At 53.3% G+C, this 24,106-nt stretch carries 24 protein-coding genes; 20 read left to right on the forward strand and 4 right to left on the reverse strand.

Annotated elements, in window-relative coordinates; all coding sequences use genetic code 11:
* The 11 genes from QQZ17_RS25140 to cobO all read left to right on the forward strand — a co-directional run.
* A partial coding sequence (locus QQZ17_RS25140) for an IS1 family transposase (RefSeq protein ID WP_001691633.1) occupies nucleotides 1-111 on the forward strand: 111 nt, incomplete at its 5' end.
* A gap of 958 nt (nucleotides 112-1,069) precedes the next feature.
* Entirely contained in the window at nucleotides 1,070-1,519 is a 450-nt protein-coding gene (glmS, locus tag QQZ17_RS25145) for a methylaspartate mutase subunit S (protein WP_152405416.1), read from the forward strand.
* Nucleotides 1,519-2,907: a methylaspartate mutase accessory protein GlmL gene (glmL, locus tag QQZ17_RS25150; RefSeq protein WP_152405417.1), complete on the forward strand. Its 1,389-nt coding sequence runs from the start codon at nucleotides 1,519-1,521 to the stop codon at nucleotides 2,905-2,907. The genes glmS and glmL overlap by 1 nt, the downstream gene beginning before the upstream one ends.
* 18 nt (nucleotides 2,908-2,925) lie before the next feature.
* Nucleotides 2,926-4,371, forward strand: coding sequence for a methylaspartate mutase subunit E (locus QQZ17_RS25155; RefSeq protein WP_046477584.1), 1,446 nt, complete (start codon nucleotides 2,926-2,928; stop codon nucleotides 4,369-4,371).
* Nucleotides 4,371-5,612: a methylaspartate ammonia-lyase gene (locus QQZ17_RS25160; RefSeq protein ID WP_046477582.1), complete on the forward strand. Its 1,242-nt coding sequence runs from the start codon at nucleotides 4,371-4,373 to the stop codon at nucleotides 5,610-5,612. The genes QQZ17_RS25155 and QQZ17_RS25160 overlap by 1 nt, the downstream gene beginning before the upstream one ends.
* 3 nt (nucleotides 5,613-5,615) lie before the next feature.
* Nucleotides 5,616-6,986 (forward strand): acyclic terpene utilization AtuA family protein, encoded by a 1,371-nt coding sequence (locus QQZ17_RS25165; RefSeq protein ID WP_046477579.1) that lies wholly within the window; start codon nucleotides 5,616-5,618, stop codon nucleotides 6,984-6,986.
* Nucleotides 6,983-7,300 carry a DUF4387 domain-containing protein gene (locus QQZ17_RS25170; protein ID WP_152405418.1) on the forward strand — a complete coding sequence of 106 codons (318 nt, stop codon included), beginning with the start codon at nucleotides 6,983-6,985 and terminating at the stop codon, nucleotides 7,298-7,300. Before QQZ17_RS25165 ends, QQZ17_RS25170 begins: the two co-directional genes overlap by 4 nt.
* 169 nt (nucleotides 7,301-7,469) lie before the next feature.
* Nucleotides 7,470-8,777 carry a dicarboxylate/amino acid:cation symporter gene (locus tag QQZ17_RS25175; protein ID WP_102602246.1) on the forward strand — a complete coding sequence of 436 codons (1,308 nt, stop codon included), beginning with the start codon at nucleotides 7,470-7,472 and terminating at the stop codon, nucleotides 8,775-8,777.
* 126 nt (nucleotides 8,778-8,903) lie between these two features.
* Nucleotides 8,904-9,905, forward strand: coding sequence for a glutaminase A (gene glsA, locus QQZ17_RS25180; protein WP_284554211.1), 1,002 nt, complete (start codon nucleotides 8,904-8,906; stop codon nucleotides 9,903-9,905).
* Nucleotides 9,906-10,018: 113 nt separating this feature from the next.
* Nucleotides 10,019-11,671, forward strand: a complete 1,653-nt coding sequence (locus QQZ17_RS25185) for a class I fumarate hydratase (RefSeq protein WP_152405420.1) — start codon at nucleotides 10,019-10,021, stop codon at nucleotides 11,669-11,671.
* Between the two features lie 9 nt (nucleotides 11,672-11,680).
* Complete coding sequence (cobO, locus tag QQZ17_RS25190) at nucleotides 11,681-12,283, forward strand: cob(I)yrinic acid a,c-diamide adenosyltransferase (RefSeq protein ID WP_152405421.1); 603 nt, start codon at nucleotides 11,681-11,683, stop codon at nucleotides 12,281-12,283.
* A gap of 61 nt (nucleotides 12,284-12,344) precedes the next feature.
* On the opposite strand, the gene QQZ17_RS25195 is transcribed toward cobO, so the two are convergent.
* Nucleotides 12,345-13,253, reverse strand: a complete 909-nt coding sequence (locus tag QQZ17_RS25195; protein WP_152405422.1) for a LysR family transcriptional regulator — start codon at nucleotides 13,251-13,253, stop codon at nucleotides 12,345-12,347.
* Nucleotides 13,254-13,658: 405 nt separating this feature from the next.
* On the opposite strand from QQZ17_RS25195, the gene cobA reads away from it, so the two are divergent.
* Nucleotides 13,659-14,438: a uroporphyrinogen-III C-methyltransferase gene (gene cobA, locus QQZ17_RS25200; RefSeq protein ID WP_152405423.1), complete on the forward strand. Its 780-nt coding sequence runs from the start codon at nucleotides 13,659-13,661 to the stop codon at nucleotides 14,436-14,438.
* Here the strand turns inward: cobA and QQZ17_RS25205 are convergent.
* The gene (locus tag QQZ17_RS25205) at nucleotides 14,417-15,310 is read right to left on the reverse strand and encodes a PocR ligand-binding domain-containing protein (protein WP_152405424.1); all 894 of its coding nucleotides are present in this window, start codon (nucleotides 15,308-15,310) and stop codon (nucleotides 14,417-14,419) included. The two genes, cobA and QQZ17_RS25205, sit on opposite strands and share 22 nt — an antisense overlap.
* 372 nt (nucleotides 15,311-15,682) lie before the next feature.
* Between QQZ17_RS25205 and otnK the strand changes: the two genes are divergently transcribed.
* From otnK to QQZ17_RS25245, 8 genes are read left to right on the forward strand one after another with little or no spacing between them, the layout of a single operon-like run.
* The gene (otnK, locus tag QQZ17_RS25210; protein ID WP_152405425.1) at nucleotides 15,683-16,948 is read left to right on the forward strand and encodes a 3-oxo-tetronate kinase; all 1,266 of its coding nucleotides are present in this window, start codon (nucleotides 15,683-15,685) and stop codon (nucleotides 16,946-16,948) included.
* Nucleotides 16,945-17,589, forward strand: coding sequence for a 3-oxo-tetronate 4-phosphate decarboxylase (gene otnC, locus QQZ17_RS25215; protein WP_284554212.1), 645 nt, complete (start codon nucleotides 16,945-16,947; stop codon nucleotides 17,587-17,589). The genes otnK and otnC overlap by 4 nt, the downstream gene beginning before the upstream one ends.
* A gap of 6 nt (nucleotides 17,590-17,595) precedes the next feature.
* Complete coding sequence (locus QQZ17_RS25220; RefSeq protein WP_174349147.1) at nucleotides 17,596-18,405, forward strand: DeoR/GlpR family DNA-binding transcription regulator; 810 nt, start codon at nucleotides 17,596-17,598, stop codon at nucleotides 18,403-18,405.
* Nucleotides 18,386-19,162, forward strand: coding sequence for a hydroxypyruvate isomerase family protein (locus QQZ17_RS25225; protein WP_152405433.1), 777 nt, complete (start codon nucleotides 18,386-18,388; stop codon nucleotides 19,160-19,162). Before QQZ17_RS25220 ends, QQZ17_RS25225 begins: the two co-directional genes overlap by 20 nt.
* 36 nt (nucleotides 19,163-19,198) lie before the next feature.
* On the forward strand, nucleotides 19,199-20,008 hold the full coding sequence (locus QQZ17_RS25230) for a 3-keto-5-aminohexanoate cleavage protein (protein WP_152405434.1): 810 nt from the start codon (nucleotides 19,199-19,201) through the stop codon (nucleotides 20,006-20,008).
* A 24-nt stretch (nucleotides 20,009-20,032) separates the two neighbouring features.
* Nucleotides 20,033-21,379 (forward strand): bile acid:sodium symporter family protein, encoded by a 1,347-nt coding sequence (locus tag QQZ17_RS25235; protein WP_152405435.1) that lies wholly within the window; start codon nucleotides 20,033-20,035, stop codon nucleotides 21,377-21,379.
* A gap of 6 nt (nucleotides 21,380-21,385) precedes the next feature.
* On the forward strand, nucleotides 21,386-21,805 hold the full coding sequence (locus tag QQZ17_RS25240) for a GlcG/HbpS family heme-binding protein (RefSeq protein WP_152405436.1): 420 nt from the start codon (nucleotides 21,386-21,388) through the stop codon (nucleotides 21,803-21,805).
* A complete protein-coding gene (locus QQZ17_RS25245) occupies nucleotides 21,802-22,458 on the forward strand; it encodes an aspartate/glutamate racemase family protein (protein ID WP_152405437.1) in 657 nt (218 codons plus the stop codon). The genes QQZ17_RS25240 and QQZ17_RS25245 overlap by 4 nt, the downstream gene beginning before the upstream one ends.
* A 191-nt stretch (nucleotides 22,459-22,649) precedes the next feature.
* Here QQZ17_RS25245 and QQZ17_RS25250 read toward each other — a convergent pair whose 3' ends face one another.
* Nucleotides 22,650-23,705 carry a galactitol-1-phosphate 5-dehydrogenase gene (locus QQZ17_RS25250; protein ID WP_152405438.1) on the reverse strand — a complete coding sequence of 352 codons (1,056 nt, stop codon included), beginning with the start codon at nucleotides 23,703-23,705 and terminating at the stop codon, nucleotides 22,650-22,652.
* 124 nt (nucleotides 23,706-23,829) lie between these two features.
* Complete coding sequence (locus QQZ17_RS25255; RefSeq protein WP_152405439.1) at nucleotides 23,830-24,099, reverse strand: HPr family phosphocarrier protein; 270 nt, start codon at nucleotides 24,097-24,099, stop codon at nucleotides 23,830-23,832.
* Nucleotides 24,100-24,106: the final 7 nt, after the last annotated feature.

A 24,106-nucleotide genomic window follows, 5' to 3' on the forward strand; every position in this document is an offset into this window, starting at 1 on the left:
CTGAGGCAGCACCTGGCACGGCTGGGACGGAAGTCGCTGTCGTTCTCAAAATCGGTGGAGCTGCATGACAAAGTCATCGGGCATTATCTGAACATAAAACACTATCAATAAGTTGGAGTCATTACCGATTTAAATCAAAAACAGTGCTTTTTGTTAATCGTGTTTAAATTGAGTGATCGTAGTGAAAAACATGTTGCTAACATGTATCTTTGCGGGTGGGGATGGTTACTAAGTGAAAATGTCTATATAAAAAGACAGTGCTTTAATTAACGCGGTAACGGCATTTTCCGTGGCCCTGACCCGCTCAATTTAGCGTAGTCAATTTTCAGTTATTTTCCAGAGACGAAGAATCTGCACGTTGTTATTCACAATTATTTTACTTTTACAGAAAAATGAATTAACACCACATTGTTATTATTCCGTTAACAATAAAATGACGCTGTGAGCAGCGCCGATCTGTTTGCTGATTATTCCGCCAGGTATGCTGCTGCCCGTCCAGCAGGTTGACGAAGAATCGTTCTCCTCCCCTGGCATGAACTCTCATTTAGCCTGGTTCAGCGCCCCGTCAATCCGACATGATACGTTTGCGGAACTGACTCACCTGAAACAACAAGAAATGACCAGAATGTGACACGGTGTTGCCTGGAATGGTGTACAGCTTAATTGAATAATACAAACGCACTCGGAACAAATTATTATCTTTTCATTAACAGTTATTTTTATGTCTATATTAAGGGGTCAGTTAATTCCGTTATCTATCTCACACTTCTTCTTCTTAAATTATTTAAAGGCGCCTTTCGCCAACAGACAAATAAACAGGATTCAGATCACAAACATGAAACTCCGTTTAATAGATACCTTTTTATTAAAATATTAATGCGCTGAAACCACAATCGCAACTATATGAAAGTAAAGATATTTTAATTTTACTTCATAGAACAGTCATTTTTCGAAAGATATTTTGAAAATAGATCAATTGCATCCATCGCGCCTCCCCACGACACTCCGTCCCTATTAAAACATTCAAAAACATTTTATTTCTTACCCTGAGTCCTGGAGAGGATTACCCATGAAAAAATCAACACTCGTTATTGGCGTCATTGGTGCTGACTGCCATGCAGTAGGCAATAAAGTTCTGGACCGCGTTTTTACTGCCCATGATTTTCGCGTAATCAATCTGGGCGTAATGGTGAGCCAGGATGAATATATCGATGCCGCGATCGAAACCGGCGCCGATGCCATTGTCGTCTCCTCTATTTATGGCCATGGCGACATTGACTGCCTGGGGCTGCGCGAGCGCTGCATCGAACGAGGCATTGGCGATATCCTTCTTTACGTCGGCGGCAACCTGGTCGTCGGAAAGCATGATTTCGCAGACGTCGAAGCCAAATTTAAAGAGATGGGCTTCCAGCGTGTCTTCGCCCCAAGCCACGATCTCGAAGATGTTTGTCAGTTGATGGCAATGGATATCAACAAGCGCCACGGTATCGAACAGCGTTGTCTGGAAGAGGCTATCTGATGCAAACCGTCTCTGTCGATATCGGCTCGACGTGGACCAAAGCTGCCCTCTTCGCAAAGGAGGGGGATGCGTTAACACTGGTTAACCACGTTCTGACTCCGACGACGACCCATCATCTGGCGGACGGTTTTTTCGCCAGCCTGAACCAGGTGCTGAACGTTGCCGATGCGCGCCCACTGCTCAACCGCGGTGAAGTGACACTGAAATACTCCTCATCGGCAAAAGGCGGCCTTGCCGTCGCCGCAATGGGACTGGTGCCGTCGATCACTCTGGAATCGGCAAAAGTCACGGCACATTCCGCCGGGGCCAAAATCGCCCAGTACTACTCGTATAAGCTGAATCGTCATGACATTAAGGCGCTGGAAGCCACGCCGCCGGACATTCTGTTGTTTACCGGCGGAACCGATGGCGGTGAAGAGAGCTACGGTCTGGCCAACGCGCATGCGCTGGCAGAGTCCAGTCTCGACTGCGCCATTATCTACGCTGGAAACCGCGACATTCAGGACGATGTCCAGGCGATTCTGGGACACAAAGATCTGATCACGGTAGACAACATTCTGCCCGACCTCGATCACCCGAATCCCTTCGCCGCCCGCAAGGCGATTTGTGATGTCTTCCTGTCCCGCATCGTGAAAGGCAAAGGACTGGATGTGATTGTCGGTGAAACCGGCGAAGAGCCCATGCCGACGCCCTGGACGGTGTACGAACTGGTCAAAGCCATCAGCGAAGTCGACAGCGCGTGGAAAGAGTTCATGCTCATCGACATGGGCGGCGCGACCACCGACGTCTATTCCGCCAGCGCCAATACCCTCTCGCCCGACACCGTACTGCACGGCGTCCCGGAGCCGTTCGTTAAGCGCACAGTGGAAGGCGATCTCGGCATGCGCGTCTCCGCTGTGGTGGTAGGCGAAAGCACCCATGAACTGGTGAAGGTGGTATTCGCTCAGCAGCCGGCGCGCCAGGAGGCCTTTTATGGCTACCTGCGCCATCTGGTAGCACATCCCGATTATCTGCCGCAAAGCGAGGAAGAGAAATACTTTGATTCTCTGTTAGCCGGACTGTGTGTTGGTTACGCCGCCGAGCGTCACGCTGGCACCAAAAAGCAGGTCTGTACCTGCGTTGGCAACGTCGATTTACAGATGGGACGCGACCTGACCACCGTGCGCAAAGTGGTCGGCTCGGGCGGCTGGCTCTCCCGCGCCAGTCAGTTTGATATCCATCACTGGCTCAAATATCGCGAACTGGACGACGACGGCAGACGCATTCTTTTACCCACTCAGTTTGAGTACTACCGCGATGCAAAAGGTCTGCTCCCGCTGCTGGCAAACGTTGCCAGACTGGATCCCCAGGCCGCTGCGCGCACCAGCATTCACTGTTTAACCCTATAAAACCTAAGGCAGCGACGAATGGAACTTCGAAATAAGAAATTAACCCATGACGAATTTATGACTGAGCGGCATCAGGTGTTGCAGACGTGGCATACCGGCAAAGACGTCGAACATTTTGAAGATGGCGTGAAGTACCAGCAGACCATTCCTGAGAAAAAACGTTTCTCTCATGCCTTGCTGAAGGCTGACCAGGAAGGGAAAACCCTGAGCCAGCCGCGCGCCGGCGTGGCGCTGATGGATGAGCATATTGAACTGCTGAAAACCCTGCAGGCAGAGTGTGACCTGCTGCCCAGCACTATCGATGCCTACACCCGTCTGAATCGTTATGAAGAAGCCGCCATTGGGATCCAGAAATCCATTGAAGCCGGGACGTCGAAGCTCAACGGGTTGCCGGTGGTTAACCACGGCGTGGCGGCCTGTCGCCGAATGACCGAATCGCTGGAGAAACCCATTCAGGTACGTCACGGTACGCCGGATGCGCGTCTGCTGGCAGAGATTGCCATGGCCAGCGGCTTCACCAGCTACGAGGGCGGCGGTATCTCCTACAACATTCCTTACGCCAAGCGCGTCACGCTGGAAAAATCCATTCGCGACTGGCAGTACTGTGACCGTCTGATGGGGCTGTATGAAGAACACGGCATTCGCATTAACCGCGAACCGTTCGGCCCGCTGACCGGCACGCTGATCCCACCGTTCATGTCTCATGCTGTGGCGATTATCGAAGGTCTGCTGGCGCTGGAACAAGGCGTGAAATCCATCACCGTCGGCTACGGCCAGGTGGGCAGCCTGACGCAGGATATTGCTGCGATCCAGTCACTGCGCGAACTGTCCCACGAGTATTTCCAGAATTACGGTTTCAATGATTATGAACTGAGCACCGTCTTCCACCAGTGGATGGGCGGCTTCCCGGAAGACGAATCCAAAGCATTCGCCATTATCTCCTGGGGCGCAGCGGTCGCCGGCATGTCCGGTGCCACCAAAGTGATCACCAAGAGCCCACATGAAGCCTTCGGTATCCCGACGGCCGCGGCTAACGCCCAGGGACTGCGCGCATCGCGTCAGATGCTCAATATGGTCAGCGACCAGAAATTCCCGCCGTGCGCCGCAGTAGAACAGGAAGTGGATCTGATTAAGAGCGAAGTTCGCGCAGTCCTGAAGAAAGTGTTTGAGCTGGGCAACGGCGACGTTGCGCGCGGGACGGTGCTGGCCTTTGAAGCTGGCGTCCTGGATGTGCCTTTCGCTCCGGCCTCCTGCAACGCCGGGAAAATCCTGCCGGTTCGCGACAACTCCGGCGCTATCCGTATTCTGGAAGCCGGCTCGGTTCCACTGCCAAAAGACATTCTCGCCCTGCACCACGACTATGTGGCCGAGCGTGCGCAATACGAAGGACGTAAACCCTCATTCCAGATGGTTGTTGATGACATCAACGCTGTATCCCACAGTCAATTAATAGGAAGACCATAATGAAAATTAAACAGGCGCTTTTCACCGCTGGCTACTCCTCATTCTATTTTGATGACCAGCAGGCGATCAAAAATGGCGCAGGTCATGACGGGTTTATTTATACCGGCGATCCGGTCACCCCAGGCTTTACCTCTGTGCGTCAGGCCGGTGAGTGCGTTTCCGTACAGCTGATTCTGGAAAACGGCGCGGTGGCGGTGGGTGATTGTGCCGCGGTGCAGTACTCCGGTGCCGGTGGCCGCGATCCGCTGTTCCTGGCTGAACACTTTATTCCGTTCCTCAACGATCACATTAAACCGCTGCTTGAAGGCCGCGACGTGGATGCGTTCCTGCCGAACGCCCGTTTCTTCGACAAACTGCGCATCGACGGTAATTTACTGCATACCGCCGTTCGTTACGGTCTGTCACAGGCACTGCTTGACGCCACCGCGCTGGCCTCAGGTCGCCTGAAAACGGAAGTCGTGTGCGACGAATGGCAATTGCCCTGCGTACCGGAAGCGATTCCTTTATTTGGTCAGAGTGGCGATGACCGCTATATCGCCGTCGACAAGATGATCCTCAAAGGCGTTGATGTCCTGCCGCACGCGCTGATCAACAACGTCGAAGAAAAGCTCGGTTTCAAAGGTGAAAAACTGCGTGAGTACGTACGCTGGTTGTCCGACCGTATTCTCAGCCTGCGCAGCAGCCCGCGCTACCATCCGACGCTGCATATCGACGTGTATGGCACCATCGGTCTGATCTTCGATATGGACCCGGTCCGCTGCGCCGAGTACATCGCCAGTCTGGAAAAAGAGGCGCAGGGCCTGCCGCTGTACATTGAAGGTCCGGTCGATGCGGGCAACAAGCCGGATCAGATCCGCATGCTGACGGCCATCACCAAAGAGCTGACCCGTCTGGGTTCCGGCGTGAAAATTGTTGCGGACGAATGGTGTAACACCTATCAGGACATCGTGGACTTCACCGATGCCGGCAGCTGCCACATGGTGCAGATCAAAACCCCGGATCTCGGCGGCATTCACAACATCGTTGACGCGGTGCTGTACTGCAACAAACACGGGATGGAAGCCTACCAGGGCGGTACCTGTAACGAAACCGAAATCAGCGCCCGTACCTGCGTACATGTGGCTCTCGCCGCACGTCCGATGCGTATGCTGATAAAGCCAGGTATGGGCTTCGATGAAGGTCTCAATATCGTGTTTAACGAAATGAACCGCACCATCGCGCTGTTGCAGACTAAGGATTAAGAGATGGCACGCACATTTAAGATCTTATCGCCGACGGCTATCCTGGGTTATGGCTTCCCGGAAGAGAGCTTTCGTAAAGCCATGGAAGAGTCACCGGATCTGATCGCGGTTGACGCAGGCTCCTCCGATCCTGGCCCCCACTATCTGGGGGCGGGTAAACCGTTTACCGACAGGGCCGGGGTGAAACGCGATCTGCGTTATATGATCACGGCGGGCGTTAAGAACAACATTCCGGTGGTGATCGGCACCGCCGGGGGATCCGGTGCTGCACCGCACCTTGAGTGGTGTCGGCAGATTATCCTTGAGATTGCGCAGGAAGAAAAACTGTCCTTTTCAATGGCCCTGATCCCATCGGATGTGAATAAAGAGGTGGTTCATCAGGCGCTGGATAACGGCAAAATCACCGCGCTGGACTTTGTTCCGGCACTGACCCACGAGGCGATCGAAGAGAGCACCTATATCGTGGCGCAGATGGGGATCGAGCCGTTCCAGCGTGCGCTGGAAGCGGGGGCGCAGGTGGTGCTGGGCGGACGGGCTTACGATCCGGCCTGCTTCGCGGCACTGCCAATTATGCAGGGCTTTGATGAAGGTCTGGCGCTGCACTGCGGCAAGATCCTGGAATGTGCGGCCATTGCCGCCACCCCAGGTTCCGGTTCCGACTGCGCGATGGGGATTATCGACGACAACGGCTTTACGCTTAAGACGTTCAATCCAAAACGCAAGTTCACCGAAACGTCGGCGGCGGCGCACACCCTGTATGAGAAGTCCGATCCCTACTTCCTGCCAGGCCCTGGCGGCGTACTGAACCTGAAAGGGTGCAGCTTCACCGCGGTAAACGATGGCGAAGTGTACGTCAGCGGTTCCCGTCATGAAGAAACGCCGTATGCGCTGAAACTGGAAGGCGCGCGCCAGGTGGGCTTCCGCTGCCTGACCATTGCCGGTACCCGCGATCCGATCATGATTGCTGGCATCGACACCATTCTCGAAGAAGTTCAGGCAAGCGTTGCCCGCAACCTCTCACTGAATGATGACAGCATCCGCATGACGTTCCACCTGTACGGTAAGAACGGCGTGATGGGCAATCATGAACCGATGCAAACTGCCGGGCACGAACTGGGCATTTTACTGGACGTGGTCGCGCCAACGCAGGATATCGCCAACAGCGTCTGTTCGCTGGTGCGCTCTACCCTGCTGCACTACGGCTACGAAAACCGGATCGCCACGGCAGGCAACCTCGCCTTCCCGTTCTCGCCATCCGATATTCAAAGCGGGCCGGTGTATGAGTTCTCAATCTATCACCTGATCGAAGCCAGCGATGCACTGCGTTTTGACTTCCATATCGAACAGGTGACGCCAGAAGGAGTTCAGGCATGAAACACGCTATTTGCACCCTGGCGCAGGTGATTCGTTCCAAAAACGCCGGACCGTATGAACTGGTGTTAGATATTTTATTTAAAACGCGCGAAGACTATCAGCGGGTAAAACGTTCTGAGCAATTAACTCCGCAGTTAATTGCCCGCTTATATAACGTTGAACCTAATTTTATTCATCGCATCGTCTGGTTTGACCCTGCGAATGCCGTAAAAATCGTGATGCCTCGCGATATTATTTCCGGCAACGTCGGTGACAATGATGTTTATGGCGCGCAGCAGCATGCACCGTTATTAAGTATTGAGTTCGATCTGTAATTAAAAAATACAACAACGTCCATTGGCGTACAGGATTTCGCTGTATCACTGTATTCCAGATAATTCATGCGGTTGGTCATAACAGGCGTGCATCTGAGCTGCTGTCCGCGCTCAGGCGCACGCCGCCCTACATAATTTTACAGACTAGCCTTGATCCGATGGAGTAAACATGAAGAAAATAAGTCTAACAAAAATGATCATATTAGGCCTGATACTCGGCATGATTGCCGGGGTGGCTATTAATAATATGGCATCGGCAGATACAGCAAAATCATACGCGCAGGATATTTCTATTTTTACCACTATCTTCTTACGTATGGTAAAAATGATTATCGCGCCGTTGGTTATTTCAACCCTGGTCGTTGGTATCGCGAAAATGGGCGATGCCAAAACGCTGGGCCGTATATTCTCGAAAACCTTTTTCCTGTTTATCTGCGCCTCACTGTTGTCGATTGCGCTGGGTCTGGTCATCGTCAATCTGTTCCAGCCGGGTGCGGGCATTAACTTTGTCGCCCATGACGCTGCGGCAGTGGCTGGCGTGCAGTCAGAACCGTTCACGCTGAAAGTGTTTATCTCTCACGCCGTGCCGACCAGCATCGTGGATGCGATGGCGCGTAACGAAATCCTACAAATCGTGGTGTTCTCGATTTTCCTCGGTTGCAGCCTGGCCGCCATTGGCGAAAAAGCCGAGCCGATCGTGAAAGTGCTCGACTCGCTGGTTCACGTCATGCTGAAGCTGACAGGTTACGTCATGCTGTTCGCACCGTTAACGGTGTTCGCCGCCATCTCCGGGCTGATCGCTGAACGCGGACTGGGCGTGATGGTAAGCGCCGGGATCTTCATGGGTGAGTTCTACCTGACGCTGGGCATGCTGTGGGCGATCCTGATCGGCCTGTCAACGGTGATTGTCGGTCCGTGCATCAGTCGTCTGACGAAAGCGATCCTCGAACCGGCACTGCTGGCGTTTACCACCTCCAGTTCTGAAGCCGCATTCCCTGGCACCCTGGATAAACTGGAGAAATTCGGCGTCTCATCCAAGATTGCCAGCTTTGTGCTGCCTATCGGTTACTCCTTTAACCTGGTGGGTTCAATGGCCTACTGCTCGTTTGCCACCGTCTTTATCGCGCAAGCGTGCAACATTGAACTGAGCATGGGCGAGCAGATCACCATGCTGCTGATCCTGATGTTGACCTCCAAAGGCATGGCGGGCGTACCGCGTGCCTCGATGGTGGTCATTGCCGCGACCCTCAACCAGTTCAACATTCCGGAAGCGGGTCTGATCCTGCTGATGGGCGTCGATCCGTTCCTCGACATGGGCCGTTCTGCGACCAACGTCATGAGTAACGCCATGGGTGCCGCCATTGTCGGTCGTTGGGAAGGTGAACACTTCGGTTCAGGCTGCCGGGGCACTGCGCCGGTCAAAACGCCAGAACAGGAGCGTCCTGCAACTGAACCGTCAGAAGTGGTGATGTCCTGATGATATAAGGTTGCCGGGTGGCGCTATTGCTTATCCGGCCTACACATTGAGTATTAACCTGTAGGCCGGATAAGGGGCTTGCGCCGCCATCCGGCAACATGCCAATCACACCAACAAGGTTGCACCATGAACGTAAAATTCTTCGGCGCGAGCATGTTAACCGCCAGCCTGTTTTTTAGCGCCGCCACGCTGGCGCAAACGGTGCCGGACTACGCCGCATTGATCGAACAGGCACACCAGAAATACAAAAGTAACCACGACGGCAACGTCGCCGACTATATCCCTGCCCTTGCCGCATACAGCCCCAACAACTTCGCCATTACCCTCGCTACCGTTGACGGCAAAATTTACCAGGCTGGAGACATCAGTAAAGCGTTCCCGATGGAGTCGCTGAGCAAAGTCTTCACCCTCGCGCTGGCAATGGAACAACGCGGGCCGCAGGAAGTGCTGGATAAACTCGGTGCGAACGCCACCGGCTTGCCCTTTAATTCCGGCCTCGCCGTCGAACTCACGAAGGGCGCGCCGGAGAATCCGCTGGTCAATGCCGGTGCCATGAGTACCGTCAGCCTGATTGATGCTAAAGACAAAACCGACCGCTGGAACAAAATCCTCGCCAACCTGAACGCCTGGGCCGACGCCACGCTCACGGTTAATGAACCGGTGTTCAGATCGGAAATGGAGACCAATCAGCATAACCAGGCGCTGGCGCAACTGATGGCATCGTACAACAGCTTCTACGGCAATACGCAGGATGCCGTGGAGATCTACACCCGCCAGTGTTCAGTGGATATCACCGTTGAGCAGCTCGCCAAAATGGGGGCTGTGCTGGCCAATAAGGGCAAATCGCCGTTCAACGGCAAACAGTTGCTGAATGAACGCTATGTGCCGCAGGTGCTGGCAGAAATGGCCATCGCCGGCCTCTACGACGGCAGCGGCAAATGGCTGTATACCGTCGGTATTCCGGCGAAAAGCGGCGTCGGTGGCGGGATGGTCGCAGTGGTTCCGGGGCAATATGCCATCGCCGTTTACTCACCGCCGCTGGATAGCGCCGGGAACAGCGTGCGCGCCCAGCAGACCATTGAATATGTTGCCCATGCAACGCAGGCCAATCTCTTTATGGCGCATTAAGCAGATGCCGGCGAGCGCTCATGCACATCCGGCCTACGAATCAGGCATTTTTGTTGGTCGGATACGGCGCGACGCCGCCCTCCGGCGATATCAACCTTAACGTGAGAAGTAACATGTCTAAACCCTTTGTCTGGCAAGAACTCTTTGTACAAAGCAAAGAGAGTACGGAATACGAATTACTGAGCAATCAGCATGTTACGGTGACTGAATTAGATGGCGAAGAGGTCATCAAAGTGGCGCCGGAAGCATTAACGCTGCTGGCTCAACAGGCATTCTATGAAGCATCGTTCTTCCTGCGCACCGGACATTTAAAGCAAATAGCCAGCATCCTGCACGATCCGCAGGCCAGCAGTAACGACAAATACGTCGCCCTACAGCTGTTACGTAATGCGGAAGTGTCGGCGAAAGGCGTGCTGCCGAACTGCCAGGACACGGGCACGGCGACGGTTGTCGCCAGCAAAGGTCAACAAATATGGACCGGCGGCGATGATGCTGAAGCGCTCAGCAAAGGGATTTATGCCACCTTTAAAGACAATAACCTGCGCTATTCGCAAAACGCCCCGCTGGATATGTACAACGAGGTCAACACCGGTACTAACCTGCCCGCGCAGATAGACATCAGCGCCACGCCGGGTAACGAATACCGCTTCCTGTTCGTCAATAAAGGCGGCGGCTCGGCTAACAAAGCGGCACTGTTCCAGGAGACGAAATCTATCCTGCAGCCGGAAAAACTCACCGCATTTCTGATCGAGAAGATGAAATCACTGGGCACGGCCGCCTGCCCGCCGTACCACATTGCCTTTGTGGTCGGTGGTCTCTCCGCTGACCAGGCGCTCAAGGTCGCCAAACTGGCCTCAACCAAGTATTACGACAACCTCCCCACCAGCGGTAATGAACTGGGCCAGGCGTTTCGTGACACGGCGCTGGAGTCCACGCTGCTTAACGCCAGTCGTGAATTTGGCATCGGCGCACAGTTTGGCGGGAAATACTTCGCCCATGACATTCGCGTGATTCGTCTGCCGCGCCACGGCGGCTCTTGTCCGATCGCGATGGCTCTCTCCTGCTCCGCCGATCGCAATATCAAAGCGAAGATCAACAAGCACGGGATCTGGCTGGAAAAACTCGAGCATAATCCAGGCAAATTTATCCCTGAATCCAGCCGCGTCGAGAACAGCGCACAGAGCGTAAATCTGGATCTGAACCGTCCGCTGCGCGAGATCCTTCATGATTTATCCGCCCTGCCTGTCGGCACACGACTTTCGCTAAACGGCCCGATTGTCGTCGCCCGCGATATCGTGCACGCCAAACTCAAAGAGCGTCTGGACAACGGCGAAGCGATGCCGGCGTATATGAAAGATCACATTGTCTACTACGCGGGCCCGGCTAAAACACCAGACCAGATGGCTTGCGGCTCGCTCGGGCCAACCACCGGCGGGCGCATGGACGGCTATGTCGATGCCTTCCAGGCCGCTGGCGGCAGCCTGGTCATGCTGTCAAAAGGCAACCGCAGTCCGCAGGTGACCGAGGCCTGTCATAAACACGGCGGATTCAACCTCGGCAGTATCGGCGGTGCCGCCGCCTTGCTGGCACAGCAATATGTGAAAAGTCTGCGCTGTCTCGAATATCCCGAACTGGGAATGGAAGCGGTCTGGATGATGGAAGTTGAAAACCTGCCAGCCTTTGTGCTGGTGGACGACAAAGGCAACAACTTCTTCAGCCAGTTTGAACAACAGCACCGTTGTGCATCCTGCCCGGCAGGACATTAAGGAGCGTTTATGCAAGCGCGAGCCAATAGCGACCGTCATCGTCAGCGCCAGCAAAAGCTGAAAGAACAGGTTGATATCCGCGTGGCTGCCGCCACGGAACAAAAAGGGATTGTGATCGTTTTCACCGGTAATGGAAAAGGGAAATCCACGGCCGCCTTTGGCACCGCCACGCGTGCGGTGGGACACGGCAAAACCGTTGGCGTCGCGCAGTTTATCAAAGGCCAGTGGGATAATGGCGAATACAACACCCTGCATCCGCTGGGCGTTGAGTTTCACATTATGGGCACCGGGTTTACCTGGGAAACGCAAAACCGCGAGTCAGATATCGCGGCGGCGCTTGCCGTCTGGACAGAGAGCAAGCGTATGCTGGCCGACGCGCATTACGATCTGGTGGTACTGGACGAACTCACTTACATGCTGGCGTATCACTATCTTGATACCGAAGAGGTGATTGCCGCCATCCGGGAACGTCCGGCCCAGCAGAGTGTGATTGTGACTGGACGAGGTTGCCATGCGCAGTTACTGGAGCTTGCCGATACCGTGAGCGAGCTGCGCCCCGTGAAGCATGCGTTTGACAACGGTATTCAGGCACAGGCGGGAATTGACTGGTAGTCACGTAGTTGCCGGATAGCGCACGCGCTTATCCGGCCTACCGTTCGCCTGCCAACCGGCATCAGCGTTCCAGAGGTGACACCACCGATTTTTGCAACAACCACTCGCGGAAGACCTGTAAATGACGGGATTCCGCTTTTTCTTCCCGCCAGGTCATGATGAAGCGATTACCTGTACGCATAGGCACATCACAGGGGATCACCATGTCACCGTTATCCAGATCGTGCTGGATAGCAAAGCGCGGGAGCAGCGCGACCCCCAGATTAGACCGCACCGCCGCGATCAGCATCGACAGCAGATCAAAACGCGGGCCTTTGTTGGCCAGTGGACTACTGACATCTGACAGGGCGAACCACTCCTGCCAGCCGTTAATTCGTGTACTTTGATGCAGCAACGGAAACTCATTGAGCAGCTCTTCGACCGCCAGTTTCTGGTTGGGCTGCGACAGCAGACTGCCGCTACAGACCGGTAGAATTTCCTCTTCGAACAGATACTCCACTTCTGACCACGGCGAACAGAAGTCCTCTCGCATAATGGCCGCATCATATTCACGGTTGAGAAAATCACCAATGTTCGCCAGTGAGTGAATATTGACGATAATATCGGGGTTACGTTTATTGAATTCACGCAGATTGGGGATCAGCCAGTGGGTGCTGAACGTCGGATTGACCGCCAGTTCAATGACCTCCACCGTGGGCTGCCAGGTCATAATGGTGTTGGTATCACGCTCAAGTTTATTTAGCGTTTCCTTAACAATGCTCAAATAATGCTTCCCGGCCGCGTTTAAAAAAATCCGCTTTTTGGCATGACTAAATAATGCAGTATGCAGAAAATCCTCAAGTGCATTCACCTGGCGAAATACGGCACTTTGCGTTAATGCTAACTCCTCCGCCGCACGCGTATAACTTTCATGACGTGCCACTACTTCAAACGTCACCAGTAATTCAGTCTTTGGTATCTTTCCTCTCATAACGTCTTCCATATGCCGCGTACAAAAATAGTTTAAATTATAAAAAATAAATGCAACCGACTCCCGATTGGCCTGAGAGTTATATTTTATTTCCTACCTGGATGTCATTGATCCACTCCATGGTTTATTCACACAGAAGGCGAACAAATAATGACCGATAATACGCAAGGCTGGCCATAAACACAATTTAATTAAGGTTATTTTGCGACAAATAGCGCCAATAAGTTCTTAATAATTTTTCAAGACAACTTGTTTATCGGAGAAAAAACTTTGCGGGGTTAATCAATATTATTTACTTATTATTTCAGGAGAATTCAGTTCACTTAACGATAAGCAAACGATGGCGTTTTTCCATCCGTTTTTACTCTTTTTACCGTTTTTCCCGACAATAATTAAGGACGACATATGAAAAATTCCGGAAAAGTCTGGCTGGTTGGCGCAGGTCCTGGTGATATCACCTTACTGACCCTCAAAGCCCTGCAGTGCATTCAACAGGCTGATGTCATTATTTACGATCGGTTGGTCAACCCTAAAATACTCGACGGGTGCTCAGTGAACTGTACCTGTATCAATGTCGGCAAAAGTCCGGGCTATCATTGCGTTCCTCAGGAGGAGATCAATGCCCTGCTTATCCAGCATGCGCGGACGCATCGGAACATTGTCCGCCTGAAAGGCGGCGATCCTTACGTGTTTGGTCGTGGTGCCGAAGAGGTGGAGTGTCTGGTCGAGGAAGGTATTGCCTTCGAAGTGGTGCCGGGCATCAGTTCCGCCATTGGCGGGCTGGCCTGCGCCGGGATCCCGGTCACCCACCGCGACCTGGCGTCGGGTTTTCATGTCGTGACGGGACATACCCGCGAAGGCAATCAGCAGCAGGACTGGCGGCAGCTTGCGAAGCTCAACGGCACGCTGGTGATCGTTATGGGGATAGCGAATCTGCCGTTTATCTGTGAAGAGCTATTGATGGGAGGCAAATCACCAGACACGCCCGCCGCCATTGTCATGTCGGCCACCCGGGAAAATCAACGGCGCTTAACCTGTACGCTCGGCACATTGCTCACCAAAGCGCAGGAAGCGAATATTGTGCCGCCGGCGCTGATTGTGGTCGGCGATGTTGTCCGTCTGAGCGACCGACTCTCTTTTATTCCAGAGGTGATGGAACGCGTCTACAGCGAGAGCTGTTCATGACGGAATGACTGCGGAGAAGTCTGGTGAGCAGCCCGGAATACCCGACAAAAGTAGCTGGTCTGCGCATACTGAAGTTTCCGGGCGATACTGTCGATAGAGTTCGTCGGATCGCACAGTAACTCGCTCGCCCGCTGCATTTTTTTCTGACTCACCCAGGTTTTAAAATTCACTCCCTGCCGTTTCTTAAAGAAGCGGCTAAAGTAATTGGCGCTTAAACAGACATGTGCCGCCACCGACTCCAGCGTCAGTTCCTCGTATAAGTGTTCATCGATATAACGCAGTGCGGCGACCAGTTTCTTTTCGTGACGCGAAAGCTCCATTGCCGACAACCGCAGGTCGCTCAACTGTACATCTGCATTGCTCAGCGTTGAACTCTGGACTGGATTGATATTATTAATAATAAAACTAAGCAGGTTTGCCGCCGCCACCAGATGATTATTTTCAACAATGGCAACCTGATTCCAGGCTGATTTAATTTTGGGATCAAAAACCCATTGCCGATCGTCATCAATGACAATCGTTTTATATTCTGGATACTTTGCGCGCACCTGACCACAAATAATAAATCCCAGCAGATGCCCTTGACGAATTAATGGCATCGAGAAAAAACTCAACCCTGCATGACAGCAGAGTATTCTGATTTTTTCTTCTTTCAGTCCTTCAAAAGCACAATATTTATCACATTTCTGACAACTTTTTTGATATCGCGGATCGGTGCGCAGTAATGAACAGAAAGAATTAAAATTATGACAGGCGGAAATTTCCCGACCATTAATGTCCACCACCACGGCGGCAAGCCCTGTCGCCTTAGAAAACACCTCGGCCAGTGAGTAAAAACTGTGTAAGACATCGTCCTGAATATGCTGAGGCACGTTACGCTCCGCCCGTGGTCTGGATAACGTTGCTAATATGCAAAATTTATCCTGGGGAAAGAATGACCCTGACCGCAAAAAATAATCTCATTTATTCAGGTGATTATGATCAAATTGCAAGAGCGGCGTCCCGTCTCCTCTAAACCTGTCCCGCGGCTGTTGTGACAACATTTCCCAAAGATTAACGAATCTTCACATCACTCTGTGAGCATTATTTCAATGTGAATTGAAATTTTATCTATTGTTTTCATAAAGTTATTAAATATTCATACAATTTTATGATGTGCTTATTTGTGAGAATCATCATGTGAATGTGAAACGTCCTCCTGAATAATAGGCTCAATTACCAGACAATCTGAACGGAGTGGATGTATGCCCGTCACGACAGGTGTTATCGCCGACGACTTTACTGGCGCAACGGATATAGCAAGTTTTATGGCTGAGCAAGGCTGGCGAGTCGCACTGCTGCCCGGTATGCCAGACGCCGCACAGCCGTGGAATGAAGAGGTCGACGCGATTGTCATCTCGCTTAAAAGCCGTTCTCTGGCGGCTGACCAGGCCATCGATCAATCATTACGCTGCTGGCAATGGCTGCACAACACAGCCGGTGCGCAGCAGATTTACTTCAAATATTGTTCCACCTTTGATTCCACCCCTGCCGGTAATATCGGTCCGGTCAGCGATGCGCTGATGGAAGCCATGCACACGCCGTACATCATTCACTGTCCTGCCCTGCCGCAAAACGGACGGACAGTGATCCACGGCCATCTGTTTGTGAATGGCGTATTGCTGAACGAATCCGGCATGGAGAAACATCCGCTCAACCCGATGACCGACGCGAACCTGATTCGACTGCTTGCGGCACAAACCCCCCGTACCGTCGGACGCATCGATCTCAGCACGATTCAAAGAGGTGTGGAAGCGGTCACTCACGCCCTGGACAGCTGTCAGTCTGAAGGTGTACGCCACGTGATCGTGGATACGTTCAGTGAAGCCGATCTGCAAACTCTCGCTCAGGCCTTGCGTCATACGCCGCTGCTGGCGGGCGGTTCCGGTCTGGGCGGTGCACTGGCCGCGTGCGCCACCCCGCAGCGTGGACAGGAGGCGGCACATCCTTTCCCGCAGCCTGCAAAAACGGTGGTCTTTTCCGGAAGCTGTTCCACCATGAGCAACCGCCAGGTGAATCGCTATAAAACGCGGGCCGCGTCCCGTTTACTCGACGTGGCGCGCTGCCTGGCAGACGCAGAAGATTACAGCGATGAGCTGTCGCTGTGGGCGATGGCGCATGTCGATGACGCGCTCGCCCCGCTGATTTACGCCACCCAGCCGCCGGAAGCACTAAAACGCATTCAACAGGAGTATGGCGAGCAGCCTGCCAGCCGGGCGATTGAACATACCTTTGCCAGACTGACGGCCAAACTGCAGGCTGCAGGTGTGAACGGTTTTATCGTTGCGGGCGGCGAAACGTCCGGCACCGTAGTGGAAGCGTTGCAGGTATCGCGACTGGCGGTCGGTAAAGCCATCGCCCCCGGCGTCCCCTGGGTGTTTTCCGCCGAACCACCGTTAGCGCTGGCATTGAAGTCAGGCAACTTCGGTGATGAAGAGTTCTTTTTTACCGCGCAGGAGTACACATCATGAACCCGCTTACCGAACAGCAACTCCGCGAACAGCTGGTGCATTATGGCCGCTCTCTGTTTATGCGCGGCTTCAGCAGCGGCGGCTCGGGCAACCTGAGCGTAAGGCTGCCGGACGGCGGCTATCTGGTCACACCGACCAACTCCTGCCTGGGAGAGCTGGACGCCGCCACGCTCAGTAAACTGGATGCCAACGGCGTTCACCTGAGTGGTGATAAGCCATCAAAAGAGGTGCCTATGCACCTGGCCTGGTATCGCCATCGTCCGGCCTGCGGCGCGGTGGTCCATCTGCACTCGCCGTGGCTGACCGCCCTTTCCTGTCTGCCGTGCAGCACGCCGGAAAACTGTCTTCCGCCGTTAACGCCGTACTACGTGATGCGCGTCGGGCAGTTGCCGCTTCTGCCCTATTTCAAACCTGGTCATGAAGGCATTGCCAGCGCACTTAGCGAAATTGCGGCGGACCATACTGCGGCGCTCCTGGCCAATCATGGCCCGGTAGTCAGTGGTCGCTCACTTCGTGAGGCGGTTTTTAATGCCGAAGAGCTGGAAGACAGCGCCCGCATCTGGCTGACCTTAAAACCCCTCGGTTACGTGCCGCTCACGGCGGAAGCGGTGGCTGAACTCGAACAATCCCAGCGAGCATGAGGTGAAATGATGATCCCCGAACAACGACGTGATTTTATCTACCGCTACGTGCATGAAAAAAACGTCGCCTCGTTTAATGAGCTGGCGGATCTGATGAGCGTGTCACACATGACCGTGCGTCGCGATATTCAGTTGCTGGAAGAAGAAGGCAAAGTCATCTCGATTAATGGCGGGGTGAAACTCAACAATCTGCTGAAATCGGAGCTGCCGTGGCGGGAAAAGGCCGAACTGCATCATGAGGTGAAGCGGCGGATGGGACAGCTTGCCGCAATGCTGATCGAACCGGGGCAAACGCTGTATCTGGATGCCGGCACCTCACTGTTTGAAGTGGCGAAAGCGGTCGCCGCCAGCCACTGCTTCAACCTGACGGTGGTAACGAATGATTTTTCCATCAGCCACTACCTGATGGACATGCCGCACATCACGCTGTATCACACCGGAGGTCTGGTGGATCAGCGCAACCGTTCCTGCCTTGGGAAAAGCGCTGCCAGCTTTCTGCGCACGATTAACATCGACGTGGCGTTTCTCAGCTCGTCCTCATGGGATACCGAACGCGGTATGTCGACCCCCAGCGAGGGCAAAGCCTCGGTGAAAGAGGCGGTGCTCACCGTCTCCCGCCGTCGGGTGCTGGTCTGCGACAGCAGTAAATTTGGCAAATACGGGATGTTCCACATCTGCTCGCTGGATCAACTGACCGACATTATTTCGGATAACCAGTTACCCGATGTGGCGCAGGACACCATTGCCAGCCAGGGCGTGAAACTGCATCTGGTTGATTGCCGGGAGGGAACGCACCATGCTGAAGTTAGCGGCTAACCTCGACTGGCTGTTTTGTGAACACCCCATTGCCGGACGCTTTCAGGCAGCTAAGGCGGCGGGTTTCCACGGCGTTGAAGGGCTGTTTCTCTGGCAGCATTCGCTGGACGTTCTACTGGCAGCGCAGCAGGAAACCGGCCTGCCAGTAGCGTTGATGAACGCCCCGGCGGGTAACTGGCAGGCAGGTGAACGTGGGCTGGCATCCCTGCCTGAGCGTGATGAGGAATATCAGCGCAGTCTGATGATTGCCCGCGATTACGCCACGGCGTTAGGGTGTCGCAAGGTGCACGTCATGGCCGGACTGCGCGTGGACACGCTTTCCGCCAGCGCCCAGCGCGAACGATTGACTGACAGACTGCGTATCGCCTGTGACGTCATGGTCGAGGCCGGAATCGACGTACTGATTGAACCCCTAAATCCGCAAGATATGCCAGGTTATTTCGTCGACAGCTTTCCTCTGGCCGAAAGTCTGATTAACGAAGTGGACAGAAAAAATATCGGCTTACAGTTTGATATTTATCACTGCCAAAAAATACACGGTAATGTTGCGCATTTTATTGAACGCTATTTACCGATAATTAAACATTTTCAGATTGCTTCTGTGCCTGGTCGCCATGAGCCAGGAACGGGAGAATTAAACGAAGCATGGCTCTTTGATTTTATTAAGCAGACAGGTTATCAGGGCTGGATGGGTTGTGAATACAAACCGTCAACACCAGGGCCCGAATCGTTACGCTGGATGACACCGTACTTATAATTTTAATATCTCTGTACCGGAATACCGGAGGAACACATGTCGGATACTGTTATTATCTCGTTGGCACCCGTTGCCGCGGATTGCCCCAGAGTTATACCCGAAGAACTGGCGCAGGAAATATTGGCCAGCGTCGAACATGGTGCGGCAATAGTGCATTTACACGTTCGCGATAAGCAGGGTCGCCTGACGCCGGACACCACGGATTTTCAGGCGACAATCGATGACGTCATGCGCCATTCTGACCTGATTATTCAGGCCTCTACCGGTGGTGTCTCCGCTATGTCGATTGCCGAACGCTGCGCGCCGCTGGATTGCCCCGGCGTCGAAATGGCCTCGCTGAACGTCGGCTCCGTTAACCTCGGCGATGCCGTGTATTTTAATCCCGGACCGGACGTCGAATATTGTTCCCAACAAATTACCCAGCGTTCAATTATTCCTGAATTCGAAGTCTTTGAAATAGGGATGATTAATAACATCCTGGCGCTGGAAGAAAAAATTCAGTTCAGAAAACCCATGTTATTCAATATTGTTCTCGGACATCGTGGAAGTTCCCCGGCGACGGTTGATGCGTTAATTGCCTTGCGGAGTATGATTCCACGTGACGCTTTGTGGGGAATTACGCATTTTGGCCGTAAGAACTTCGATATTATTGCAGCAGCGGTCGGAATGGGTGCCAGTGAAGTGAGGATTGGTTTTGAAGACAGCTATTATTTAAGCGCAGAAGAGAAAGCCCAGCATAATTATCAGCAAGTTGCCAAACTCGCCACGCTTATTCGCAGTATGGATAAAAAGGTCGCCACGCCAGATATTGCGCGGCAAATGTTAGCTATTCCACCACGACAGTAATAACGAGAGAAAGGACATTTCATCATGACTATCACGACCGTTATTCACAAAACCGGACTGGGCGTCTGCATCGCCGGTGGCGCACTGGCGGCAATTGGCGCGCTGATGCAGTCTCCTGCCCTCTGGCAGCCGGGGCTGGTGATGCTGACAGCAGGCTTCGCGGCAGGCGCGGGTTATTGGCCTGGTCTTCGCAGCTATCAGTTTACCCTGTGGATCATCGCCGGCTTTGTCGCCGCGATGACCTGGTCAACCGATCTGATCGTCTGGGGCGGATTCAACATCACGCATAAGTGGATCGTCTTCTTAGTGATCCAGGCGACCATGTTCAGTATGGGCACCAAACTCACGATTCAGGATTTTATCGACGTTGCCAAAATGCCATGGGCGGTGTTCATCGGCACCTTCTGTCATTTCGTCATCATGCCTTTGCTTGGCCTGAGCATCACGCTGCTCTTTGACTTCCCGCCGGAAGTGGCAGTGGGCATTCTACTGATTGGTTCCTGCCCCAGCGGGCTCTCCTCCACTGTGATGGTGTATATCGCTAACGCCAACCTGGCGCTGGCGGTCTCTATTGCCGCCGTCTCGACGCTGGCGGCGACGGTGATGACGCCGCTGTGGGTGAATCTGCTGGCTGGATCGATGATCGACATCCAGCTCACCGCGATGGTGATGGACGTGGTGAAAATCGTGCTGATCCCAATTGGCGCGGCGATTTTACACGACTACCTGAAAACCTATGCCGGTGTGCAGGGGCGTCGTACCGTGCAAATTCTGGCCGGGATCAGCGCCGTCTGGCTGCTGTATATGATTGCCGGCGGTTGGGACTCGCTGTTTGGCAGCGCCAGCGCTGACGCACAAATGTACGCGGTCGTGCTGAACTTTGTGGCAGGCGGGATTATCTGGTCGCTGTTCTACAACTGGCTGTACAGCCGCGTGGACGGCGTTAAGAAAGTCATGCCGACCATCTCAATGATGGGCATCATTTTCTTTACCACCACCGCGGCGGCTGCCGGACGCGACAACCTGGTGCAGGTCGGTTTCCTGCTCTGCTTCGCCATGCTGATGCACAACCTCGGCGGCTTCCTGATTGGCTATCTGATGAGCCGCTGGATCTTCCGTATGGATGTCCAGTCTGCGCGGACGGTGGCCTTCGAAGTCGGTCTGCAAAACGGCGGTATGGCGTCGGGTCTTGCTGCCGCGATGGGCAAACTGGCGACCGTCGGTCTCGCCTCTGCGGTCATGACGCCGCTTGGCAACGTCAGCGGCTCGCTGCTGGCTAACTACTGGCGCAAAAAAGATGCCCGACAAGCACAGGCCCTGAGTCAAAACACACCTGCTCAGCCAATATCAGAACCTCTGTCAAAAGGATAACCAGCAATGATGACGTTAACTCTGGAACAGGCACGACGCGCGGTGGACTGTGCGCTCGATCTCGCCAATACCCGTTATACGCAACGTCCGCTCAGCGTAGCAGTGTGCGACGCCAACGGTGAATTACTGAGCTTTGCCCGTATGGATAACGCCAAACTGTTAACCATTGAGCTGACACAGCGCAAAGCACGCACCAGCAGCCGTTTAGGCTGCACCACACAGGCGTTCCTACAACGCCTGCAAAAAGAGTCGCTGGATATCAGCTACTTTGCTGACCCACGTTTTACCGCGCTGCCCGGCGGTGTACCGATTCTTCACAACGGTAAATGCCTGGGGGCCGTCGCGGTCGGCGGACTGTCCGCGCAGGAAGATCACGATGCGGCCATGGCCGTTGCCGAAAGTTTGCTCAAGGAGATCGCAGAATGAAAAAGATCGCTATGCTTCACACCAGTTCCGCCACGCTCGCCATGATGCAGCAACTGATCGGGGACATCATGCCAGAGGCGGAAGTGATGCACCTGGTCGAAGAGTCGATGATCAAACAGGTGATGAAAGCCGGGGGCGTTACGCCGAACATTGCGGCACGCATTGCCGACTATGTTCACATTGCCGAAAAAGCAGACTGTGAGATTTTCATCACCGCCTGCTCGTCCATTGGCACAGCGGTAGAGCAGTGCCAGTTTATGACGCCGCTGCAACTTGCCCGTATCGACTGCGCGATGGTGGAAAACGCCATTAGCCTGGGTGAAAACATTGCCGTACTGGCCACCGTCGCCACCACGATGAAACCGACGCTGGAGTATGTGCAGCGCAAAGTACAGGCCAGCGGCAAGCCATGCTCGGTGACGCCGATATTGATGGAGGAGGCCTTCCACGCCCTGCTGGCGGGTGATATGGAGACCCACGACCGCATCGTCAGTGAAGGATTACACAGCGCCTATAAACAGGCCGATGTTGTGATGCTGGCACAGGCGTCGATGGCGCGCGTTCTGCAACAGCTTCCTCCTCCGCCCGTCCCGGTGATGACCTCACCAGAAAGCGGTATTCGCTGGCTGAAAACGCTGGCTGAAAGCGCGTAATGCTGGACGCCGGCTAAGCGGTAATCGCTGGCGGTGATTTTACACAAGAACGTTATCATAAGGTTAACTCTGGGCCCTGGCCTTTCAGGGCCCAGAAAAGACAGACACGATTACGCCTGCGTCTGTATGAGTGCGAATCACTTTTTCGCTACGATTCGATATCGCATAAAATCACGCACATGACTTATGGTCTATTCCTGCCTGCCAATGTCAATCAGGACTTTCACAAAGGGGTATTCGCGCTGGTAAAGACCCGGGAAGGTTGCGGGTGCATCCCTGAGGGCAATCCTTTTGGAGATGAGCGGCTTGATATCTATTTGCCCCGTATTCAGGTAGTGCGCTGATGTTTTCCATTCGCTGCCGGGAAACGGTGCCGAAATTGAATTCCATGAACCCAGCACTTTTAGCTCGCTACGAATGATCTTTTCAAAATTGAGTCGTGGGAAAGCAACGTCCCCATAGGGGATCCCCAGCAGAACAACGGCGCCGCCTTTTGCCGCCAGTAGTAGTGAACTGGCAATACCTGCTGCATTACCAGAGGACTCAATAACGACATCAACACCCAAGCCTTCTGTTAACGCATTAAAACGTGAGAGGTAATCCTCATCCTGAACAGTGAAAACATGATCTGCACCTGTTTCGCTGGCGATGGAAAGCTTATGTTCATCAGTATCAAATGCAAAAACTTCAGTTGCCCCGCTTATTTTTGCCCATTGCACCGCCAACAACCCGATGGTGCCACAGCCCACGACAGCAACACGGCTGCCTGCTTTTACATCGACCTGCCGAAAACCATGCACCACAACACTTGAAGGTTCGATAAAGCAGGCGGTTGCAAAATCCATCTCTTCGGACAATTTCAAAACGTTACGGGCCGGGACACAAATATACTCAGCAAACGCCCCTTTTATATGCCCTCCCAGTACTTTAAGGTCGACGCATTGCGAGTAGCGCCCCTGCTGGCAGAATGTACATTCAAAACAAGGGAAACAGTTGCAGGCAGTCACCCTGTCGCCATTTTTCAGGTCGCTAACAGCCGCTCCCACATCAACCACCACGCCAGAAAATTCGTGTCCCCAGGTGAGACCTGGATTATAGGAACCCAGCTTGCCAAAACGGGAAATATCAGAACCACAAATCCCCGCCACCTGAACTTTTATTAATACATCGTCTTCATTTTTTAAGAGCAGGTTTTCTGTTTCTTCATATCTGACATCCTGGACAGAATAGAGATTTAATGCTTTCATCTAATCACCTTTTTGTAATTAAAATGAATAAAAAAAGAATAGGGTATCCTGCGGGTAAATCCGCCATGCGTCATTAATACCTATATTGTTAATTCAGCTAAGCGCCCAGCAGGCGGTTCGGGTTTTACTCTTTTTCGCCGAAACCATCAGCAAAAGCGAGCTTTAACTCATTCATTAACTCATGTTCATCTTCACCATTGCAGATAAGATCCACCATCGTGTTACCTTTAACCCCGGCACCGAGAATACTCATCATACCTTTAATCTGAATTTCCTTACCGTTATTAATTAACGTTAATGACGAGGTATATTTCTTCACAATTTTGGCAAGGGATGCCGCTGGCCGCGCATGCAACCCGGTACTATTTACAACCTTGACACTTTGTCTAATCATTTTCGTC

This window comes from Citrobacter sp. T1.2D-1 (assembly GCF_950098555.1).
Lineage (GTDB): Bacteria > Pseudomonadota > Gammaproteobacteria > Enterobacterales > Enterobacteriaceae > Citrobacter_A > Citrobacter_A telavivensis.